The sequence below is a fragment of the Actinomycetota bacterium genome, from assembly GCA_035765775.1.
GTDB lineage: Bacteria > Actinomycetota > CADDZG01 > JAHWKV01 > JAOPZY01 > DASTWV01.
Map to the genome: position 1 here is coordinate 42,624 of DASTWV010000050.1, position 16,476 is coordinate 59,099.

Sequence of the window (16,476 nt, forward strand, 5' to 3'; positions counted from 1 at the left end):
TCAGTCGGAGTTGCTCTGCTCCGGGTCCTCCCAGGGCACCGTGAGGCGGAGGGTGTGCGCCGCGGCGTTGTACTCGGCGTTGGGGAAGAGGGCCTGGAGGAGGGCCTCACGCAGCTCGTGCTCCCAGTTCGCCGGGGAGATGGGCTCCCCGCCCGCGGGGTTCTGGCCATCCGGGTTGATGTTCAGGTGGTCCACACCCTGGCCCACCTCTACCTGGAGCGCCTCGGTGGCCGGCTGCAGCGAGATCCAGATCGGGCCGGCGGCGCCGTCCTCCACCGCGCCCGAGCACACCTCGGAGACCGCGACCTTGACGTCGGCCAGTACCTCTTCGCTGAGCCCGTAGTGCCGGCCCGCGGCGGTGAGGAACAGCCGCGCTGCCCCGACGTATTCGGGTTCCGGAGGGATGCTCAATTCCAAGAGGTCCAGCGCGCCCATCATCGGGCGGAGTGTACCCTGCATCCTTGACAACAAACGGTTTCCTCCGAGCCGACGGGGTTTGCCGCATGGCGGGGAAGGGCAAACAGCCAGTACGTGGACGTAGTCAAGGTGGGGACGATGAGCGATGTATCGCTGAGCGTACCGGCGCGGCCGGCGTTTCTCCATGTCATCCGGGCGGTGGTGTCGGGCGTTGCCGCCCGCCAGGGGTTCTCCTACGAGGGCATCGAGGACGTGTGCCTCGCAGCCAATGAGGCCGCGGGCTACCTGCTCGGCCTGCGGGATCCGGCCCAGCGCATCCGCCTCGTGATGCGCCCCGCCGGGGGGGACGGCGCCGCCGACGGCGGGGTCGAGTTGTTCTTCGCACGCGACGCACCCTCCAGCGGATGGCCGCCCGCCGAGCGGGAGTCCCTGGCGTGGGTGATCCTGTCGAGCCTGGTCCCAGGCGTGGAATTCGCAATGGAGGACGGGTGCCCTGCCATCCGGATGCGGATGGTGGGCACCGGTGACCGGCCATGAAGGGCCGGCATGGTTGATGAGGCGCAGCGCGACATCGATCGTGAGCGAACCCGGGAACTGTTCGAGCGGCTGCACTCGGATCCCAAGGCCCGGGAACAGCTCGTCGAGTTGCACCTGCCGCTCGTGGAATACCTCGCCCGCCGCTTCCGCGGCCGGGGCGAGCCCCTCGACGACCTGGTCCAGGTAGCCAGCCTGGGCCTCCTGAAGGCCATCGACCGCTTCGACCCCGAACGCGGCGTCGAGTTCTCCACCTACGCCACGCCCACCATCGTGGGCGAGCTGAAGCGCTATTTCCGCGACAAGGGCTGGGCCATCCGCGTCCCACGCCACCTCCAGGAGGTCGGGCTGCAGGTGGCCGAAGCCCTGCCCGCCCTGGCGCAGGAGCTCGGCCGGTCGCCCAAGCTGAGCGAGATCGGCGAGGCCCTCGGGTACCAGGAGGAAGAGGTCCTGGAGGCGATGAACGCCGCCCAGGTCTACTCGCTGCGCTCGCTCGACGCCCCCGCCGGGGCGGACGACACCACCCAGGCGGTCGCCCGGCTGGGGGCCGAGGACGAGGCCATCGAGCTCTTCGAGTCCTGGGCCAGCGTCGCCCCGCTGCTGAAGCAGCTCCCCGGCCGGGAGCGCGAGATCCTGTACCTGCGCTTCGTGGCCAACGAGACCCAGAGCGCGATCGCCGACAAGCTCGGCATCTCGCAGATGCACGTCTCCCGCCTGCTGGCCAAGACCCTGTCAACGCTCCGGGAGGCCGTGGGCAGCTTCGACGGCTGAGGCCCTCTAGGGGAGCGGCGACTCCAGGCGCAGGAGGTCGTCCAGGGTCTCCCGGCGGACGATCTCGTGGGCCTCCCCGTTGCGCACCAGGACCACCGCCGGCCGGGGGGCCTTGTTGTAGTTGGAGGCCATCGAATAGCCGTAGGCCCCGGTCGCCGGGATGGCGAGCACGTCGCCCCGGCCCACCGACGCCGGCAGCGGCACGTCGGGGACGAGGATGTCGCCCGACTCGCAGTGCATGCCGGCGACCGTCACCAGGCGGGTCGGCTCGTGGCGGGCCTTGTTGGCGACGACGGCGGCGTAGCGGGCCTGGTACAGGGCGGGGCGGATGTTGTCGCTCATGCCGCCGTCCACCGACACGTAGGTCCGGATGCCCGGGATCTCCTTCACGACCCCCACCCGGTACAGGGTCACGCAGGCGTTGCCGGTGAGGAACCGGCCGGGCTCGAAGCACAGGTGGGGGACCGGGATGCGGTGGCGGGCGGCTTCCCGCTCGGCGGTCTCGGCCACCAGGGCGGCGAGGAGGTCGAGGCGCAGCGGGTAGTCGCCTGCCACGTAGGGGATCCCGAGGCCCCCGCCCAGGTTCACTTCGCTCAGCCGCACCCCGCACCGGGCCTCGGCGGCGGCCAGGAAGGCGAACAGGATCTCGACCGTCTTGCCGAAGGGGTCGTAGGAGAAGATGTTCGAGCCGATGTGGGCGTGGATGCCCACCAGGTCGAGGGCAGGCTGGCCCACCGCCGCCTCGACCGCCGCCATCGCCAGGCCGGCTTCGATCGAGAGCCCGAACTTCGAGTCCTCCTGGCCGGTCTGGATGTAGGTGTGGGTATGGGCCTCGACGCCCGGGGTCACGCGGAGCAGGACCGGCTGCCGGCGCCCGGCGGCGGCGGCCGCGGCGGCGACCCGCTCGACATCGTCCAGGTTGTCCAGGGCGATGCGGCCGATGCCGGCTTCCACCGCCCGCACGATCTCGGCCCCCGACTTGTTGTTGCCGTGCAGGATCAGGTGCGCAGGATCGAGCCCGGCCGCGAGGGCGGCATGCAGCTCGCCCGCCGAGGCGACGTCGGCGCCCAGGCCCTCCCGCCCGGCCAGTTGCAGCACGGCGAGCGACGGGAACGACTTGGCGGCGAAGTAGAGCGTGGCGTCCGGGAAGGCGGCGCGCAGGGCGCGGGCGCGGGTGGCGAAGGTCTCGTCGTCGAAGACGTACAGCGGGGTGCCGAAGCGGGCGGCCAGCTCCGGGGCGTCGCAGCCGCCGATCTCCAGGTGGCCGGCCTCGTTCACCCGGGCGGTCACCGGCAGGACGTCCTTCAGCGTGTGGGGCATCGGCCTCGGCTCCGGTCCGCTACATCCGTTCGGGGGCCGAGACCCCGAGCAGCCCGAGGATGTTGGCCAGCACCTGGCGGGTGGCCTCGGCCAGCCACAGCCGGGCCTGGGTGAGCTCGGCGTCCTCGCCGATCACCCGGCAGTCCCGGTAGAAGGCGTGGAAGGCTGCGGCCACCTCGTGGGCGAAGGTGGTGAGCCGGTACGGGGCGCGCAGGTTGGCCAGCACGGCGATGGTCTCGGGGTACTCGCCCAGCAGGCGGGCGAGGTCCTTCTCGCTGTCGTGGGTCAGGCGCTCGAGCGGCGCGGTGCTCACCGGCATCAACTCGATGCCCTGCTCCTCGCGCAGGCGGAGGATGGAGCAGATGCGGGCGTAGGCATACTGCGCGTAGTAGACCGGGTTCTCCTGGGAGGCGGCCTTCACCAAGTCGAGGTCGAAGTCCAGGGTGGAGTCCAGCGAGCGCAGCAGGAAGGTGAACCGGGCTGCGTCTGCCCCCACCTCCTCGATCAGCTCGTCGAGGGTGACGATGTCGCCGGTCCGCTTCGACATGCGCACTGGCTCGCCCCCCCGGGTCAGGTTGACCAGCTGGTAGAGCAGCACCTCGACGGCGATCGGCAGCCCCAGCGCCGCCCCGGCGGCCATCAGGCTGGGCACCGCCCCGTGGTGGTCGGCGCCCCAGACGTAGATCGCGTGGTCGAAGCCCCGCTCGGCCTTGTTCATGAGGTAGGCGACGTCGGAGGTGAGGTAGGTCGTGCGCCCGTCGGAGCGCACCAGGACCCGGTCCCGCTGGTCGCCGAACTCGCTGGAGCGGAACCACACCGCCCCGTCCTGGGTGAAGGTGTGGCCCGCCTGCTCGAGGGCCTCGAGGGCGGCGGCGATGCGGCCGGAGTCGAAGAGCGACTGCTCGGAGAACCAGCTGTCGAACCGCACGCCGAAGCGGTCCAGCGTGGCAGCGATCCGCTCCAGCATGCGGGCGAGGCCCCAGGCCCGGAGATCGTCGGTCCGGCCGACGAGGCGGTCGCCCTCGCCCTCGGCCAGCTGCCGGCCCAGCTCGACCATGTAGGCCCCGTGATAGCCCTCCTCGGGAAATCCGGTGTCCTGGCCGAGGGCCTGGCGGTACCGGGCATCGAGCGAGGCGACGAACAGGTCCATCTGGCGCCCGGCGTCGTTGACGTAGTACTCCCGCTCGACGCGGAATCCGGCTGCCTCCAGGAGCGCGGCGAGGGCGTCGCCGTAGGCGGCGTTGCGCCCGCTGCCGACGTGCAGCGGCCCGGTGGGGTTGGCGGAGACGAACTCGACCTGCACCCTGACGCCCTCCCCGAGGGCCTGGCGGCCGAAGTCCTCCCGCTCGGTAGCGACCGCCCGGATGGTGTCCTGGAGCCAGGTGTGGGTGAGGAAGAAGTTGATGAAGCCGGGCCCGGCGATCTCGACCCGGTCCACCCAGTCCGCCTCCGGGAGGGCCTCGAGCAGGCGGCCGGCCAGCACCCGGGGCGAGGTCCTGGCCTTGCCGGCCAGGGCGAGGGCGACGTTGGTGGAGAAGTCGCCGTGCTCCGCGCGGGCCGGGCGGGACAGCTCGAGCGGTGCTTCGGCGTCGGCGGGGAGCAGGCCGTCGCGGCGCAGCCCGGCAAGGGCGTCGGCGAGGAGCTCCCGGAGCCTGTCCTGGATCAACGGCCCCGCCCCTGCGGAGGCCGTTGGTACGTCCCGTCGAGGATCTGGCTGATGACGTCGAGCAGGGTGGTGGGGTCGAAGGGCTTGGTGACGTACTCGGCGACGCCGGCCTCGTAGCCCCGGCGGAGGTCGGCCTGCTGCGCCCGGGCGGAGAGGAAGATGACCGGTGTCTCGGCCAGCCCGGGTGTGCTGGCGAGCTGCTCCCGGGCGGCCCAGCCGTCGAGGCGGGGCATCATGATGTCCAGGATGATGAGGTCCGGGTGGCGCTCCTCGGCCTTGTCGAGCGCATCCTGGCCGTCGCACGCGGTCACGACGTCATAGCCCTCCATCTCCAGGTTGACCTGGAGGAGCTTGATGATCGTCGGGTCGTCGTCGGCGATGAGGATGGTCTTGGACATAGCGTGGCACTCGGTGACGTGGTCGGGTCCAAACATCATATGTGGCAGGGGAGAGCCGGCCCGGGCGGAAGGGGGGCGCAGTCGGGGCCGGGCGGCACACTAGAATGGCCCAGTTGCCCTCGTAGCTCAGGGGATAGAGCGTTCGCCTCCGGAGCGAAAGGCCGCAGGTTCGAATCCTGCCGGGGGCACCAATCAGTCCACTTGCGCTTATGCCCGGCGGGCTCGCCTCCGTTTCCCGCCGGGGTCCGGCGGCGCCCGACCCCGGCCCCGCTGGGTCGCCCCGCGCTATGCCCACCGCCAATCCGGGCCGAGCTTCGGTCCCGAATGGTGCGTGAGACCGAGCAGCAGGGGGCGCTCGGAGGTCTGGCCGCTAGCAACCAGACGGTCCCTGAGTGGATCCCTGCATGGAGCCTCGGTACCGAAGGCATCTGAGGAAAGGAAACGCCATGAAATTCCTGCCCACCAAGATTCACGGGGCGCTCGATTACATCGTCGGCATCGCCCTGATCCTCGCCCCCAACCTGTTTCAATTCTCCTCGGTGGGCGGCCCGGCCGTGTGGGTCCCCCGCATCCTGGGCGCCGGCCTCATCGTCTACAGCATCTTCACCAACTACGAGTGGGGCGTGATCCGGAAGCTGCCGATGACCTACCACCTGGTGGTCGACTTCGTTGCCGCCATGTTCCTGGCGATCTCGCCGGTGGTGTTCGGGTTCACCAACCACGGGGTGAACGCCTGGTTGCCCCACGTCGTCGTCGGTGTCGCCGTGATCGCAGTGGTTCTCGTGTCGCAGACCCAGCCGGGCAGCGCCCGGCGCCAGGCGGAGCCGGATGGGTCGCTGGCGGCGTCGCAGCCCGCTCGGGCCCAGGCCGCTCCCCGCAGCTCGGGTGCCTGGATGCCGGGCGCCACGGAGGCGGAACGTCGTGCCGAGCTGAACCGGCCTCGTACCCAGCACTGACGCCGCCCCGCTCGACCCTCTGCCGCCCCGGCAGGCCCTTTGAGGCCGGCCGGGGTGGCTCCATTTCTCCCGGCCCATGGGCCGCCCGGGCTGGAGTTAGGCGCCGCCCGCAAACGCTGTGGCGTGATCGGTGACCCACTGGCGAAACGATCGGGGCGCCGATCCGAGGATGTCGAACACCGTCGAGGAGATGAAGGCGGGCACTCCCATCGTTGCGCCCCAGGCGGCGAGCAGCATGTCCAGGGCCGGGCGGGGCCAGATTCCCTCCGCCTCGGAGCGGAACTCGTCCGGCGACAGGTCGTGAAATTCGATCCGGCGGCCGACGACGTCCCCGATGATCCTCACCTGCTCGGCCTGGCTCAGTGACTCGGGGCCGGTGAGGACGTAGTCGCCCCCGTTGTGCCCGTCTTCGTACAGCGTCCGGGCTGCGACCGCAGCCACGTCGCGGTCGTCGACGGGGGCCGTCTCGGCGGCGCCGTAGGGCCACCGGACCGCACCGCCGGCGCGGATCACCGGCGCCCACCAAAACAGGGCATTGGATGCGAAGATCCCCGGCCGGATGATTGTCCACTCGAGCCCGGAGGCGGCGATGTTCCGCTCGATATCGGCGTAGAGCGCGGCCATGGGATTCGGCTGCTGGAAGAACGGGTGCGGGGTCTGGTGGGGGGCTGAGAGGAAGACGACCCGTCGGGCGTGGGTGGCGAGGCGCTCGACAACCGCCGGGGCAGTGGCCGCCGGAGCGGTCCAGACCAGGAAGACCGTACCGACCCCCCGCAGTCCTGCATCGAGCGATTCAGGCACGGTGAGGTCGCCGGTGACGACGTCGACGCCGCCGGGCAGCGTCCCGGCCACCTCGGAGCGATGGGTGAGGGCGCGTACGGGCACGCCCACCTCCAGCAGGAGGTCGACGACGGCGCGCCCCACCCGGCCGGTCGCCCCGGTAACGAGCACCGGGGGCACTGGCGTCTGCGTCATGCGGCGGTCGAGGTCTTCGTTGACACGGCCACGACGTGGATCATGCCATCGACGACGCAGCGCAGGCCGGGGCCGGGTTGGGCCCCAAGGTATGCTGAGTTGTCATGGCCGTGCACCTGCAGCGGACGTTGGCTGAGAAGGGCGACGGGCTCGGTGACCCGGTTCTCGTCACGGTTGACGCCGAGGGAATCCCGCACACGTCCATGGTCCGTGTCGCCTTGTCCGACCAGGCGGACACGCTGGTCGTGGAGCCCGCCCCCCGGACCTGGCCGGGCTGCGAGGCGGCCGGCCGCAACCGGGTCACCCTGTTCTGGCCCCCGTCCCGCTCGGGCGACCACAACCTGATCGTCGACGGGATCGCCGCCGCCGACATCGGTGGGACGGGCCTGACCGTCTCCTCGCTCCGGGCCGTGCTCCACCGCCGGGTGCCAGCACCACCGGGGACGGAGACGTCGTGCGGCTGGGACTGCGTTCCGCTGGAGTAGCTCTATCTGACAGGCCGATTGCTTGAACAGACACCCCGTCGAAGTCTTATATGACCGTCTCGTGGAACAGCGAATTCCGTACCCGCAGCCTCCCCGAGCCGTCGAGAGGCCCGACTCAGATTCATGGCCGCCGATCAGGGGAGTGGGCTTTTTCCCGGGCGGCTACGGGCTGTGGAGGCCCGACCCATACGCCCCGCTCGCGGACTCCCCTCGTCCCGAGGGGGGTGTCATGTGGGTAGGCAACAACTTTGGGACCGTGGATTATATCGATAGGTGCAGGAACCACGGCAACACGGAAGTACACTTAAAGCTCGACGGACGCTTCGAGTGCCGATGCCCAACGTGGAGGAACTTGCTCAATCTGATTGAAGAGACCGCCACTATATGCCTACACGATAGCTTTTTTACCAACGCCTTTATGGGATTCCTGCCGAGAGGGGCAAGCAATAAGAGTGCTCTTCCAGGGTCGGAGGTGGACGGCGATTTCGAATTAGCCTGCCGTTCATTCATGGCTGTCCAGGTTTCGATCCTGAAACCTCGTTTGATCGTTGCTCTCGGAAAGCCTGCACGCCTCCTTCTCGGCCGAGCTGGAAACAACGAATACTGGTGCAAACCAGTTGGGATGGCTCAGCTCGACGATACAGGTCACGCTATCGACGTGCTGACCTTTGAGTCGCAGGCTATTACAAGTGTGGCACTCGTTCACCCCTCGCAAAGACATGGCGTCTTGAGTCGGTTTCCTCGGCGACTCAGAGCGCCGTCCAAGGGCGACCCAGAAGCGACAATGCTCCGCGATGCCTTCAGGGCGGCCTCCCGCTAGCTGAAAGAGGAGTCTAATGCGCCGCTGTCCTGCAGCAGCTAGCGGGGTTGACCAGCTGACGGTCAGCCCGGCGAAGCCCAATGCGGCATCCAGCGCTTCATGAAGCCGTCGAACATGGGCACCGTGAAGTTGATTTCTCCCCACCTGGGCGAGTAGCAGAGATATTTCCGCAGAAGTCCATCCCGTACAGGCCAGAGAGCGGAAGGCGTCCTGCCCAAGAGGCCAGCAGCATCCTTTGACCGCAGCGGGCCGGGTCCCAGTGCAGCCATGGCTCGGAGGTAGCGCTTCGTTCCAGATTTTTCGTCCGCCCGATCCGTACACGGAAGAAGCCGTGGTCCAATTCCGAGGTGGCGATTGGAATGCTACGTCGGACGTCATCAGCATCGATAATGTCCCACCGACACCCGGGCCGCGTCCCCTGCCTGCTTGCCGAACTCCTGAAAGGAAGTACGGATACCCTGCGGAGATCGCGCGACAACTAGGTTAAGAGTTTATCTGTCCGTGAAACCCCTTCCTGCTCCGCGGGCACTGCTAGGGCTTTCACGGGTTCCTCCCCAGTGAGAGAGCCGATAACGGGGAGGGTGACATCCGCTCGGCATAGGATTTGGCTTGGCCGGTCAGCATCGCCAGCGACGGGAGTCCAGCCCCAGCCACGGTGATGGGCAGATTGAACTGTGCCGCGCGACGCATGCCCATCACGAGGGCCTCCAGCGAGCCAAATCCGATGTAGTGGAGTTCGTCGATAGTGATGAGGATGCCGGTGGCGTGATCCGGAGCCACCTCTCCAAGCTCGACGAATAGACCAGCGAGGTCAGTAGGCAGATCCCCGGAATCGGCCGGTCCCTGGATGGCCTCAAACGTCGATGCCAAGTTCGGGCCCGCCGGGCAGGCGAACGCTGAATGCTTCCAAGATGCCGAGGGCGTGGCGAAGCGGCGGCCAACCTTGCGGGCAACTTGCCGTCCTCGCTGATCTCGATGTGCTCATGGAAATACCCGCGGGAACCGGCGATCTGTCCAAGCTCGTTGAGCAGCACCGTCTTTCCGACGCCTCGCAACCCAGTCAGCATCTGGCTTCTGCCCGGCCGACCGAGCAGGACGCGTTGGAGCGCGACATCCAGCTCGTCGATCTCGCGGTCACGCCCCACCAGACGAGGTGGGCTCGATGCCCGCTCCGGGACTGGAAAGGGTTCTGACCGGGTTCACTGGAAAGGCTAGGGTTTACAACTCAGTGTAGCTTGCTAGCTATAAACCGTTGGCGACGCTATACTTCGGCTTGCTAGGGTGGCCCTGAAGGGGCGTCCAGCAGTCGGGCGGCGGGAGTGACCCGTGGGCAGCGGGGCTGGAGGCTGGGGGAGGCAAGACTGGCCATTGCGGGAGAGAATTCTCCGGAGCTTCCCGGTGACGGAAGCGGACCCAACGAAAGGCGTTCGGAAGGACGTCGGCCATCAAGCACCGCAGCACCAACCGAGCAGTCCGACCGACAGAAGGGGGAGGCACGTGACGCTGCAGATCAACGCCCTGGCACCCGACTTCAAGGCCAACACCACCGAGGGGCCGATCAGGTTCCACGAATGGATCGGCGACTCCTGGGCGGTGCTGTTCTCGCACCCGAAGGACTTCACCCCGGTGTGCACCACCGAGCTGGGCTACATGGCGAAGATCAAGCCGGAGTTCGACCGGCGCGGTGTGAAGATCATCGGGCTGTCGGTGGACACCACCGACAAGCACGAGCAGTGGGCCGCCGACATCGCCGAGACCCAGGGCACGGCCCCCAACTACCCGATCATCGGCGACGGCGACTTCAATGTCTCCAAGCTGTACGGCATGCTGCCCGCCGAGGTGTCCGGTGACCCGGCGGCCCGGACGCCCGCTGACAACCAGACCGTGCGCAACGTGTTCGTCATCGGCCCGGACAAGAAGATCAAGCTGGTCCTGGTCTACCCGATGACCACCGGCCGGAACTTCGACGAGGTCCTGCGGGTGATCGACTCGCTGCAGCTCACCGCCTCCCACAAGGTCTCGACGCCGGTCAACTGGCGGCCGGGCGAGAAGGTGATCATTGCCGGCTCGGTCAACAACGAGCAGGCCAAGGAGCTTTTCGGCGAGTGGGAGTCGCCGAAGCCCTACATCCGCATCGTCCCGGACCCCACGGGTGCAGTGCGGTGATCCTGAAGCAGTACTACCTCGGGTGCCTGGCCCACGCCTCCTACCTGATCGCCGATCAGGTGGGGGGCCAGGCGGCCGTCATCGACCCGCAGCGTGACGTCGAGCAGTACCTGATGGACGCCGCCGAGCTGGATTGCCGCATCCAGCACGTGTTCCTGACCCACCTGCACGCCGACTTCATCGCCGGCCACCTGGAGCTCCGGGACCGCATCGGGGCGACGATCTACCTGGGGGCGGAGGCCAGCGCCGAGTATGCCTTCACGCCGATGGCCGACGGCGATTCGGTCCCGGTCGGTTCCGTGCGCCTCTCGGTCCTGGCGACGCCGGGCCATTCCCCGGAGTCGATCTCGATCCTGATCTTCGACCCCGGCCACAGCGCCGATCTCCCCTACGCCGTGCTGACCGGCGACACGCTGTTCATTGGCGATGTGGGCCGGCCCGACCTGCGGGCGGCGCTGGGCTGGAGCGCCGAGACGCTGGCGAGCATGCTCTACGACTCGCTACACGGCAAGCTCCTGGCGCTGCCCGACGACACCCTGGTCTACCCGGCGCACGGGGCGGGCTCGCTGTGCGGCAAGAACCTGTCCACCGACACCGTCTCGACCATCGGGGTGCAGCGGGCCTACAACTACGCCCTGCAGCCGATGAGCCGGGAGCGCTTCATCGAGATCGTCATGGCGGACCAGCCGGAGACGCCCGCCTACTTCACCTACGACGCGGTGCTGAACGCCCGGGAGCGGCCGACGCTGGACGACGCGCTGCAGCGGGAGTTGCAGGCGCTGTCGATCGAGCAGGTGCTCCGCGCTGTCGCCGGCGGTGCCCAGTTGCTGGACACCCGGGACCCGGCCGAGTTCGAGGGTGCCCACATCCGGGGGGCGCTCAACATCGGCCTCGGCGGGTCCTACGCCACCTGGGCCGGCACCCTGCTGGACCCCGGGCGGCCGGTGGTGCTGGTGGCCGACCCGGGCCGCGAGTGGGAGGCCGCCACCCGGCTCGGCCGGATCGGGTTCGACTCGATGGCGGGCTACCTCGCCGGCGGCATGCAGCACCTGGCTGGCACCGCCGAGCTGGTGGAGCGGACCGACCGGATCACCGCCGGCTCGCTGGCGGAGCAGCTGGCCGGTCCCGAGCCTCCCCTCCTGGTCGATGTCCGGACCCCGCGGGAGTGGAAGGACGGCCACATCGCCGATGCAACGAACCTGCCCCTGTCGAACCTGGCGGAAACCCTCGACACCGTGCCCGCCGGCAGGCGCCTCGTCACCTACTGCGCCACCGGGTACCGATCGGCGGTCGCTGCCAGCATGCTCCGGCGGGCCGGCCGGGAGGAGGTGGCGGACCTGGTGGGCGGGATGTCGGCCTGGGACGCCCACCGCAGCGCCGACTTGGCCGACACTGCCTGACCCGGACCCCCCCGGGTTGACCTGATGGCCTACCTACTTCGGCCCGAACGCCTGGTTCAGCTTCAAGATCGACGACCCTGCCGCCCTCGCAACTGGCCGGTCCCACGCATGCGCCACCCATCGCCACCCATGTGCCACCCATGCGCCACCCACGCCTGCTCTGCCGGGGAGGGGCCCGACAGGGCCGCGATCCACCCGGCGAAGGCGAGCGCCTGCAGGCCCTAGCCGGCAGCCCGGGGCAGCGTCGGGAAGGGGTTCCTCCGGAGGCCGCGTGCCCACGTCGCTGGGCACCCCACCACCCGGCGCCACTCCCCAGGAGGGCGGTGCTCCATGCGTCCATGACCCCGGTGGTCCACAGCTGCCAGCGGTCGATCACCACCGCGGTGGACGACGTCAGCACTCACCGGCGCCACTGCACGCTGACCGCCGTCCTGACGTGGGCGGACCACTGCTTCAATGTCCCACCACCGCTCGCCCTCCCCCCCGGCCGGGTCCGGGTACCACCCTTCGGGCGGGAGCTCCGGTTGTGCCTCACCCCACGACATCGCTCAAGGGTCCTATTCCAACGCTGCCCTCAACTCCGCCCGGGACGTCGCCCCCAGCTTCGCCAGCACCGACGACACGTGGCTCTCCACCGTCCGCACCGACAGGAATAGCCCCTGGGCGATGGCGGCGTTGGACTGGCCCTCCGCAACGAGGCGCAGCACCTCGACCTCCCGGGCTGTGAGTCCCCGGGCCAGCAGGGCGGGGGGGACCGCCTCCGTCCGCCGGCGTCGCGGGACGGCGCCGCCCGCCTCCCGGAGCAGGCGCCGCACCCGGTCGACCGCGACGAAGCCCTGGTGCGCCTCGTAGAGGTCCAGCGCCTCCCGGAGCCAGCGGGCGCGGGACGGCCCGCCCAGGATCTCAGCCGCCAGCACCCGGAGCAGTGCGAGGTCGAAGGGCATCCGGCCGGTCGCCGAGGACAGGGCGGTATCGACGCCTGCCGGGTCGCCGGCCATCACGGCCTCGGCGGTGGCGAGGATCACCGGGGTGGCGTACCACCGGAGGCTGCCGGGGCGCTCCCGGGCCCGCTGCAGGGCCTGCGACGCCTCTGCCACCCGGCCCGCCGCCCTGAGCGCCAGGACCAGGTCGCACGGGCTGGAGGTCGGCAGGGTCCCGGGCTCGGCATCCATGGCATCGACCACCCGTTGGTGCAGCCGGGCGCCCTCCGCCCAGTTGCCCAGATGCATGGCGTGGTCGGCGGCGATGCCGGCGGTGTGGACGACGGCGTCGGTGCTGGCCCCGATCATCGCGGCGGCCTCGGCCAGCAGCTCCTCGAAGGCCGGTTCGCCCAGGATGTGCGCCGCCCCCGCCCGGGCGACACGCAGGAACGGCAGGAGGTCGAGGCGGTGCTGACTGCAGCGTTCCGACGCGGCATCGGCCAGCCGGGCGCCGGCCACCGGGTCGCCCTGGATGGTGAGGGCGACCGAGAGATTGAGCTCTGCCCAGGTCTGCTCCACCAAGGCGCCCGCCGACCGGGCGACCTCCACCGCCTCGAGCATCCGGACCGGGGCCTGCCCGGAGAACAGTTCGAGTTCGGAGAGCGACACCAGCCCCCGGATCCGCTCGGCGGCCAAGCCGGCGCGGGCGGCCACCGCCTGCTGGCGGGCCCAGGCCTCGGCGGCCTCCGCTCGCTGGCCGGCGAGGTCGAGGGCGCGGGCCTCGAGGTCCAGGGCAGCGCTGGCGGTGAGGGCGTCATCTCCGGCGGCGGCGAAAGCCCGGCGTGCGCACTCGATCGCGCGCGACGTGTCGCCCTCGACCAGTGCCAGGCGGCCGATGGCGAACTCCCGGAAAGCCGGAGGGATGCCCTCGAGATCGCCGGCCGAGAGGAGGGAGCGGACGAGGTCCGGCATCCGGGCGTCCAGGGCACAGCGGGTCATGCGCACCCACCGCTCGGCACCTACCGAGCTCCCGGCACCCTCAGCCGCCGCCTGGTCCAGCTCGAGCGCCTCGCCCCACCGGCCCTGGGCGGCGAGAACGTCGGCGAGGGCATCCGCCGCGGCGTCTGTCACCCCGGGCGCCACAGCCAGCCGGCGAGCCCGCTGCGCCAGCGACTCGGCCCGCAGCAGGCGGTGCGCCCTGCGGTTCAGGCCGGCGGAGTCGATCAGTGCCCGGGCGGCGCCGTCCGGGTCCTCGGCCGCGACGAGGTGGCCCGCCAGCCGTTCCAGGGCTGACTCGTCCCCGGCGGCAGTCGGTGCCAGCACTTCGGCCGCCCGGCCATTCAGGGCACGGAGCCGGTCCGGCACGAGGCGGGCGCGCACCGCGTCGCCCACCACGGCGTGGCGGAAGTCCACCGTGCCGCCCACGGTCTCGACTAGGCCGGACTCGATCGCCGCCGACAGGGCTCGGGCCACCACCGCCGGGGGCTGTCCGGAGAGGGCAGCCAGCAGGGCGGTCTCATGAGGCCCGACCACCGCAGCGGCGGTGAGGACCTCGCACTCAGCTTCGCCCAGCCGGTCGAGCCGGGTGGCGACCAGCGCCGCCACGGAGCGCGGCACCACGTGTGCCCCGCCCCGCCAGTGTGCCCCGCGGCCGTCTAGCACCACCGATCCCGCCCGGAAGTGGGCGTCGGCGATCTCCTCGACGAACAACGGGACGCCATCGGCCCGGCCCTCGACGTCGGCTACCAGCTCCGCCGGGGGCTGGGTGCCGAGCAGGGCGGCGAGCAGGTCATGGACGTCGGCGCTGGGCAAGGGGGCGACCGGCCACAGGTCGGCCAACCCCTGCTGCGCCAGGCGGTCCCTGAGCTGGTCGGCCAGGGCGGCCTCGCCCGTCCGGGATGCCGCCAGGATGACCACCCCCGGGAGGGCCGCACCTGCCAAGTAGCGTACGGCTTCGAGGCTCTCGGCGTCGGCGGCGTGCAGGTCGTCGATAGCCAGCAGCAGGCCCGACCGCTCCGCCGGCCCCCGGAGCACATCCACCAGGCCCTCCAGGGCGAGGAGGCGCAGCTGGGCATCGGTCAGCCCGCTCGCCGGGGCCTCCGAGGGCCACTCCGGAACGATGAGCTGCAGGCCGCGGTCGAAGACCGAAGCCACCGCCGGCGCCTTCGGGCCGCCGCCGCGCAGCCAGGAGCGCACGGCCTCGGCGATGACCCCGAAAGCCACCGGGGCGGCGATGCTCGCCCGGCCCACCAGCACCGCCATCCCGGCGCGCCGGGCCTCGAGGATCCCTTCGGCCAGCAGACGGGTCTTGCCGATGCCGCCCTCGCCGGTCAGGAACACGCAGGAAGAGGCCCCGTACTTAGCCGACCTCAGGGCCGCTCGCAGGCGGTCCAGGTCGGCCCGGCGGCCCACCAGCACCGAGGATCTACGGACTCCTCCCTCCACGCGGCCCATTGTGCTGGCATTAGTTCCGTGGCGTCCACGGATGTGGGCGGATGGGGGCCGCTCCTAGCATCGCAGCACGGGCCAAGGGGTCCCGATCCCGGAAGGAGTACAGCGATGGCGAGCACCGAAGTGGCGTTGGACCCGCAGAAGATGGAGGAGGCCGCCGGGCGGATCATGTCGCTCTACGTCGGCTCGATGATGACCTACATGATCGACATCGGGCACCGCACCGGGCTGTTGGCCACGGCGGCGCAGGGACCGGGCACCGCAGCCGAGCTCGCCGCCCGGGCCGGCCTGCACGAGCGCTATGTCCGGGAGTGGCTGGGCGCCGTGGTGACCGGTGGGCTGTTCGACTACGACCCCGAGTCCCGGACCTACGCGCTGCCGGCGGAAGCCGCCATCGTCCTGACCGCCGGGCCGATGCCGATGTCGGCCTTCGCCGGCCTGCAGACCCACCTGGGCAAGCACGTGGGCGACCTCGCCCGGGTCTTCCGGGAGGGCGGCGGCGTGCCCTACTCCGCCTTCCGCCCCGAGTTCACCGACCTCATGGACCAGATCGGCCGGGCCTGGTACGACTGCTCCCTGGTCGATGCCTACCTGCCGCAGGTCGAGGGGCTCACCGCCACCCTGGAGGCGGGGGCGGCGGCCGCCGACTTCGCGTGCGGCACCGGCCACGGCCTCGTCGTGCTGGCCCGCCGGTTCCCGGCATCGTCGTTCGTGGGCTACGACCTGGACGAGGGGGCAATCGCCTGCGCTCGGGCCGAGGCGTCGGGGGCCGGGCTGAGCAACCTCCGCTTCGAGGTGGCTGACATCGCCCGGGTGGACGTCGCCGGCGCCTACGACGCCGTCTTCGTCTTCGATGCGGTCCACGACCAGGTCGATCCGGCAGGCGTTCTGCGGGTCATCCACCGTGCCCTCAAGCCGGGGGGCGTCTTTGTTATGAAGGAGCCGCGGGCCGCCGACCGGTTGGAGGACAACATCGGCAACCCGTTCTCGCCCATCATGTACTCGGTGAGCACACTGCACTGCCTCACGGTGTCGCTGGCGCACGAGGGCGCCGGGATCGGCACGGCCTTCGGCGAGGGCCTGGCCCGGTCCATGCTGGCCGAGGCGGGGTTCGAGGTTGTGGCCGTGGAGGGGATCCCCGGCGACCCCATGGACGCGGTGTACATCGCCCGTCCGGCCCTGGGCCGGTGAGCGGCC

Annotated in this window: 14 protein-coding genes and 1 tRNA gene; 8 read left to right on the forward strand and 7 right to left on the reverse strand. The window is 70.3% G+C overall.

Features of this window, described 5'->3' with window-relative positions:
* A complete protein-coding gene (locus VFW71_11140) occupies positions 1–438 on the reverse strand; it encodes an ATP-binding protein (protein ID HEU5003316.1) in 438 nt (145 codons plus the stop codon).
* 117 nt (positions 439–555) lie between these two features.
* Here VFW71_11140 and VFW71_11145 point away from each other — a divergent pair, with 117 nt between their 5' ends.
* Together VFW71_11145 and VFW71_11150 are read left to right on the forward strand one after the other, a co-directional pair.
* Positions 556–954 (forward strand): hypothetical protein, encoded by a 399-nt coding sequence (locus tag VFW71_11145; GenBank protein HEU5003317.1) that lies wholly within the window; start codon positions 556–558, stop codon positions 952–954.
* A 9-nt stretch (positions 955–963) separates the two neighbouring features.
* Entirely contained in the window at positions 964–1,722 is a 759-nt protein-coding gene (locus tag VFW71_11150) for a SigB/SigF/SigG family RNA polymerase sigma factor (protein ID HEU5003318.1), read from the forward strand.
* A 6-nt stretch (positions 1,723–1,728) separates the two neighbouring features.
* Here the strand turns inward: VFW71_11150 and lysA are convergent, their stop codons facing one another.
* From lysA to VFW71_11165, 3 genes are read right to left on the reverse strand one after another with little or no spacing between them, the layout of a single operon-like run.
* The gene (gene lysA / locus VFW71_11155) at positions 1,729–3,042 is read right to left on the reverse strand and encodes a diaminopimelate decarboxylase (protein HEU5003319.1); all 1,314 of its coding nucleotides are present in this window, start codon (positions 3,040–3,042) and stop codon (positions 1,729–1,731) included.
* Between the two features lie 19 nt (positions 3,043–3,061).
* Complete coding sequence (gene argS / locus VFW71_11160) at positions 3,062–4,708, reverse strand: arginine--tRNA ligase (GenBank protein HEU5003320.1); 1,647 nt, start codon at positions 4,706–4,708, stop codon at positions 3,062–3,064.
* Positions 4,705–5,106 carry a response regulator gene (locus tag VFW71_11165; GenBank protein HEU5003321.1) on the reverse strand — a complete coding sequence of 134 codons (402 nt, stop codon included), beginning with the start codon at positions 5,104–5,106 and terminating at the stop codon, positions 4,705–4,707. Before VFW71_11165 ends, argS begins: the two co-directional genes overlap by 4 nt.
* A gap of 115 nt (positions 5,107–5,221) precedes the next feature.
* Between VFW71_11165 and VFW71_11170 the strand changes: the two genes are divergently transcribed.
* Positions 5,222–5,297 (forward strand) — tRNA-Arg (locus tag VFW71_11170).
* Between the two features lie 255 nt (positions 5,298–5,552).
* Positions 5,553–6,062 carry a hypothetical protein gene (locus VFW71_11175; GenBank protein HEU5003322.1) on the forward strand — a complete coding sequence of 170 codons (510 nt, stop codon included), beginning with the start codon at positions 5,553–5,555 and terminating at the stop codon, positions 6,060–6,062.
* 96 nt (positions 6,063–6,158) lie between these two features.
* Here VFW71_11175 and VFW71_11180 read toward each other — a convergent pair whose 3' ends face one another.
* Positions 6,159–7,037 carry an NAD(P)H-binding protein gene (locus VFW71_11180; protein HEU5003323.1) on the reverse strand — a complete coding sequence of 293 codons (879 nt, stop codon included), beginning with the start codon at positions 7,035–7,037 and terminating at the stop codon, positions 6,159–6,161.
* A 104-nt stretch (positions 7,038–7,141) separates the two neighbouring features.
* Between VFW71_11180 and VFW71_11185 the strand changes: the two genes are divergently transcribed.
* The gene (locus VFW71_11185; GenBank protein ID HEU5003324.1) at positions 7,142–7,522 is read left to right on the forward strand and encodes a pyridoxamine 5'-phosphate oxidase family protein; all 381 of its coding nucleotides are present in this window, start codon (positions 7,142–7,144) and stop codon (positions 7,520–7,522) included.
* Positions 7,523–8,882: 1,360 nt separating this feature from the next.
* Here the strand turns inward: VFW71_11185 and VFW71_11190 are convergent.
* Positions 8,883–9,212 (reverse strand): hypothetical protein, encoded by a 330-nt coding sequence (locus VFW71_11190; protein HEU5003325.1) that lies wholly within the window; start codon positions 9,210–9,212, stop codon positions 8,883–8,885.
* Between the two features lie 627 nt (positions 9,213–9,839).
* Here VFW71_11190 and VFW71_11195 point away from each other — a divergent pair.
* Complete coding sequence (locus VFW71_11195) at positions 9,840–10,508, forward strand: peroxiredoxin (GenBank protein ID HEU5003326.1); 669 nt, start codon at positions 9,840–9,842, stop codon at positions 10,506–10,508.
* Positions 10,505–11,908, forward strand: coding sequence for an MBL fold metallo-hydrolase (locus VFW71_11200; GenBank protein HEU5003327.1), 1,404 nt, complete (start codon positions 10,505–10,507; stop codon positions 11,906–11,908). Before VFW71_11195 ends, VFW71_11200 begins: the two co-directional genes overlap by 4 nt.
* Before the next feature lie 557 nt (positions 11,909–12,465).
* On the opposite strand, the gene VFW71_11205 is transcribed toward VFW71_11200, so the two are convergent.
* On the reverse strand, positions 12,466–15,273 hold the full coding sequence (locus tag VFW71_11205) for an AAA family ATPase (protein ID HEU5003328.1): 2,808 nt from the start codon (positions 15,271–15,273) through the stop codon (positions 12,466–12,468).
* A 114-nt stretch (positions 15,274–15,387) separates the two neighbouring features.
* Here VFW71_11205 and VFW71_11210 point away from each other — a divergent pair, with 114 nt between their 5' ends.
* The gene (locus VFW71_11210) at positions 15,388–16,470 is read left to right on the forward strand and encodes a class I SAM-dependent methyltransferase (GenBank protein ID HEU5003329.1); all 1,083 of its coding nucleotides are present in this window, start codon (positions 15,388–15,390) and stop codon (positions 16,468–16,470) included.
* Positions 16,471–16,476: the final 6 nt, after the last annotated feature.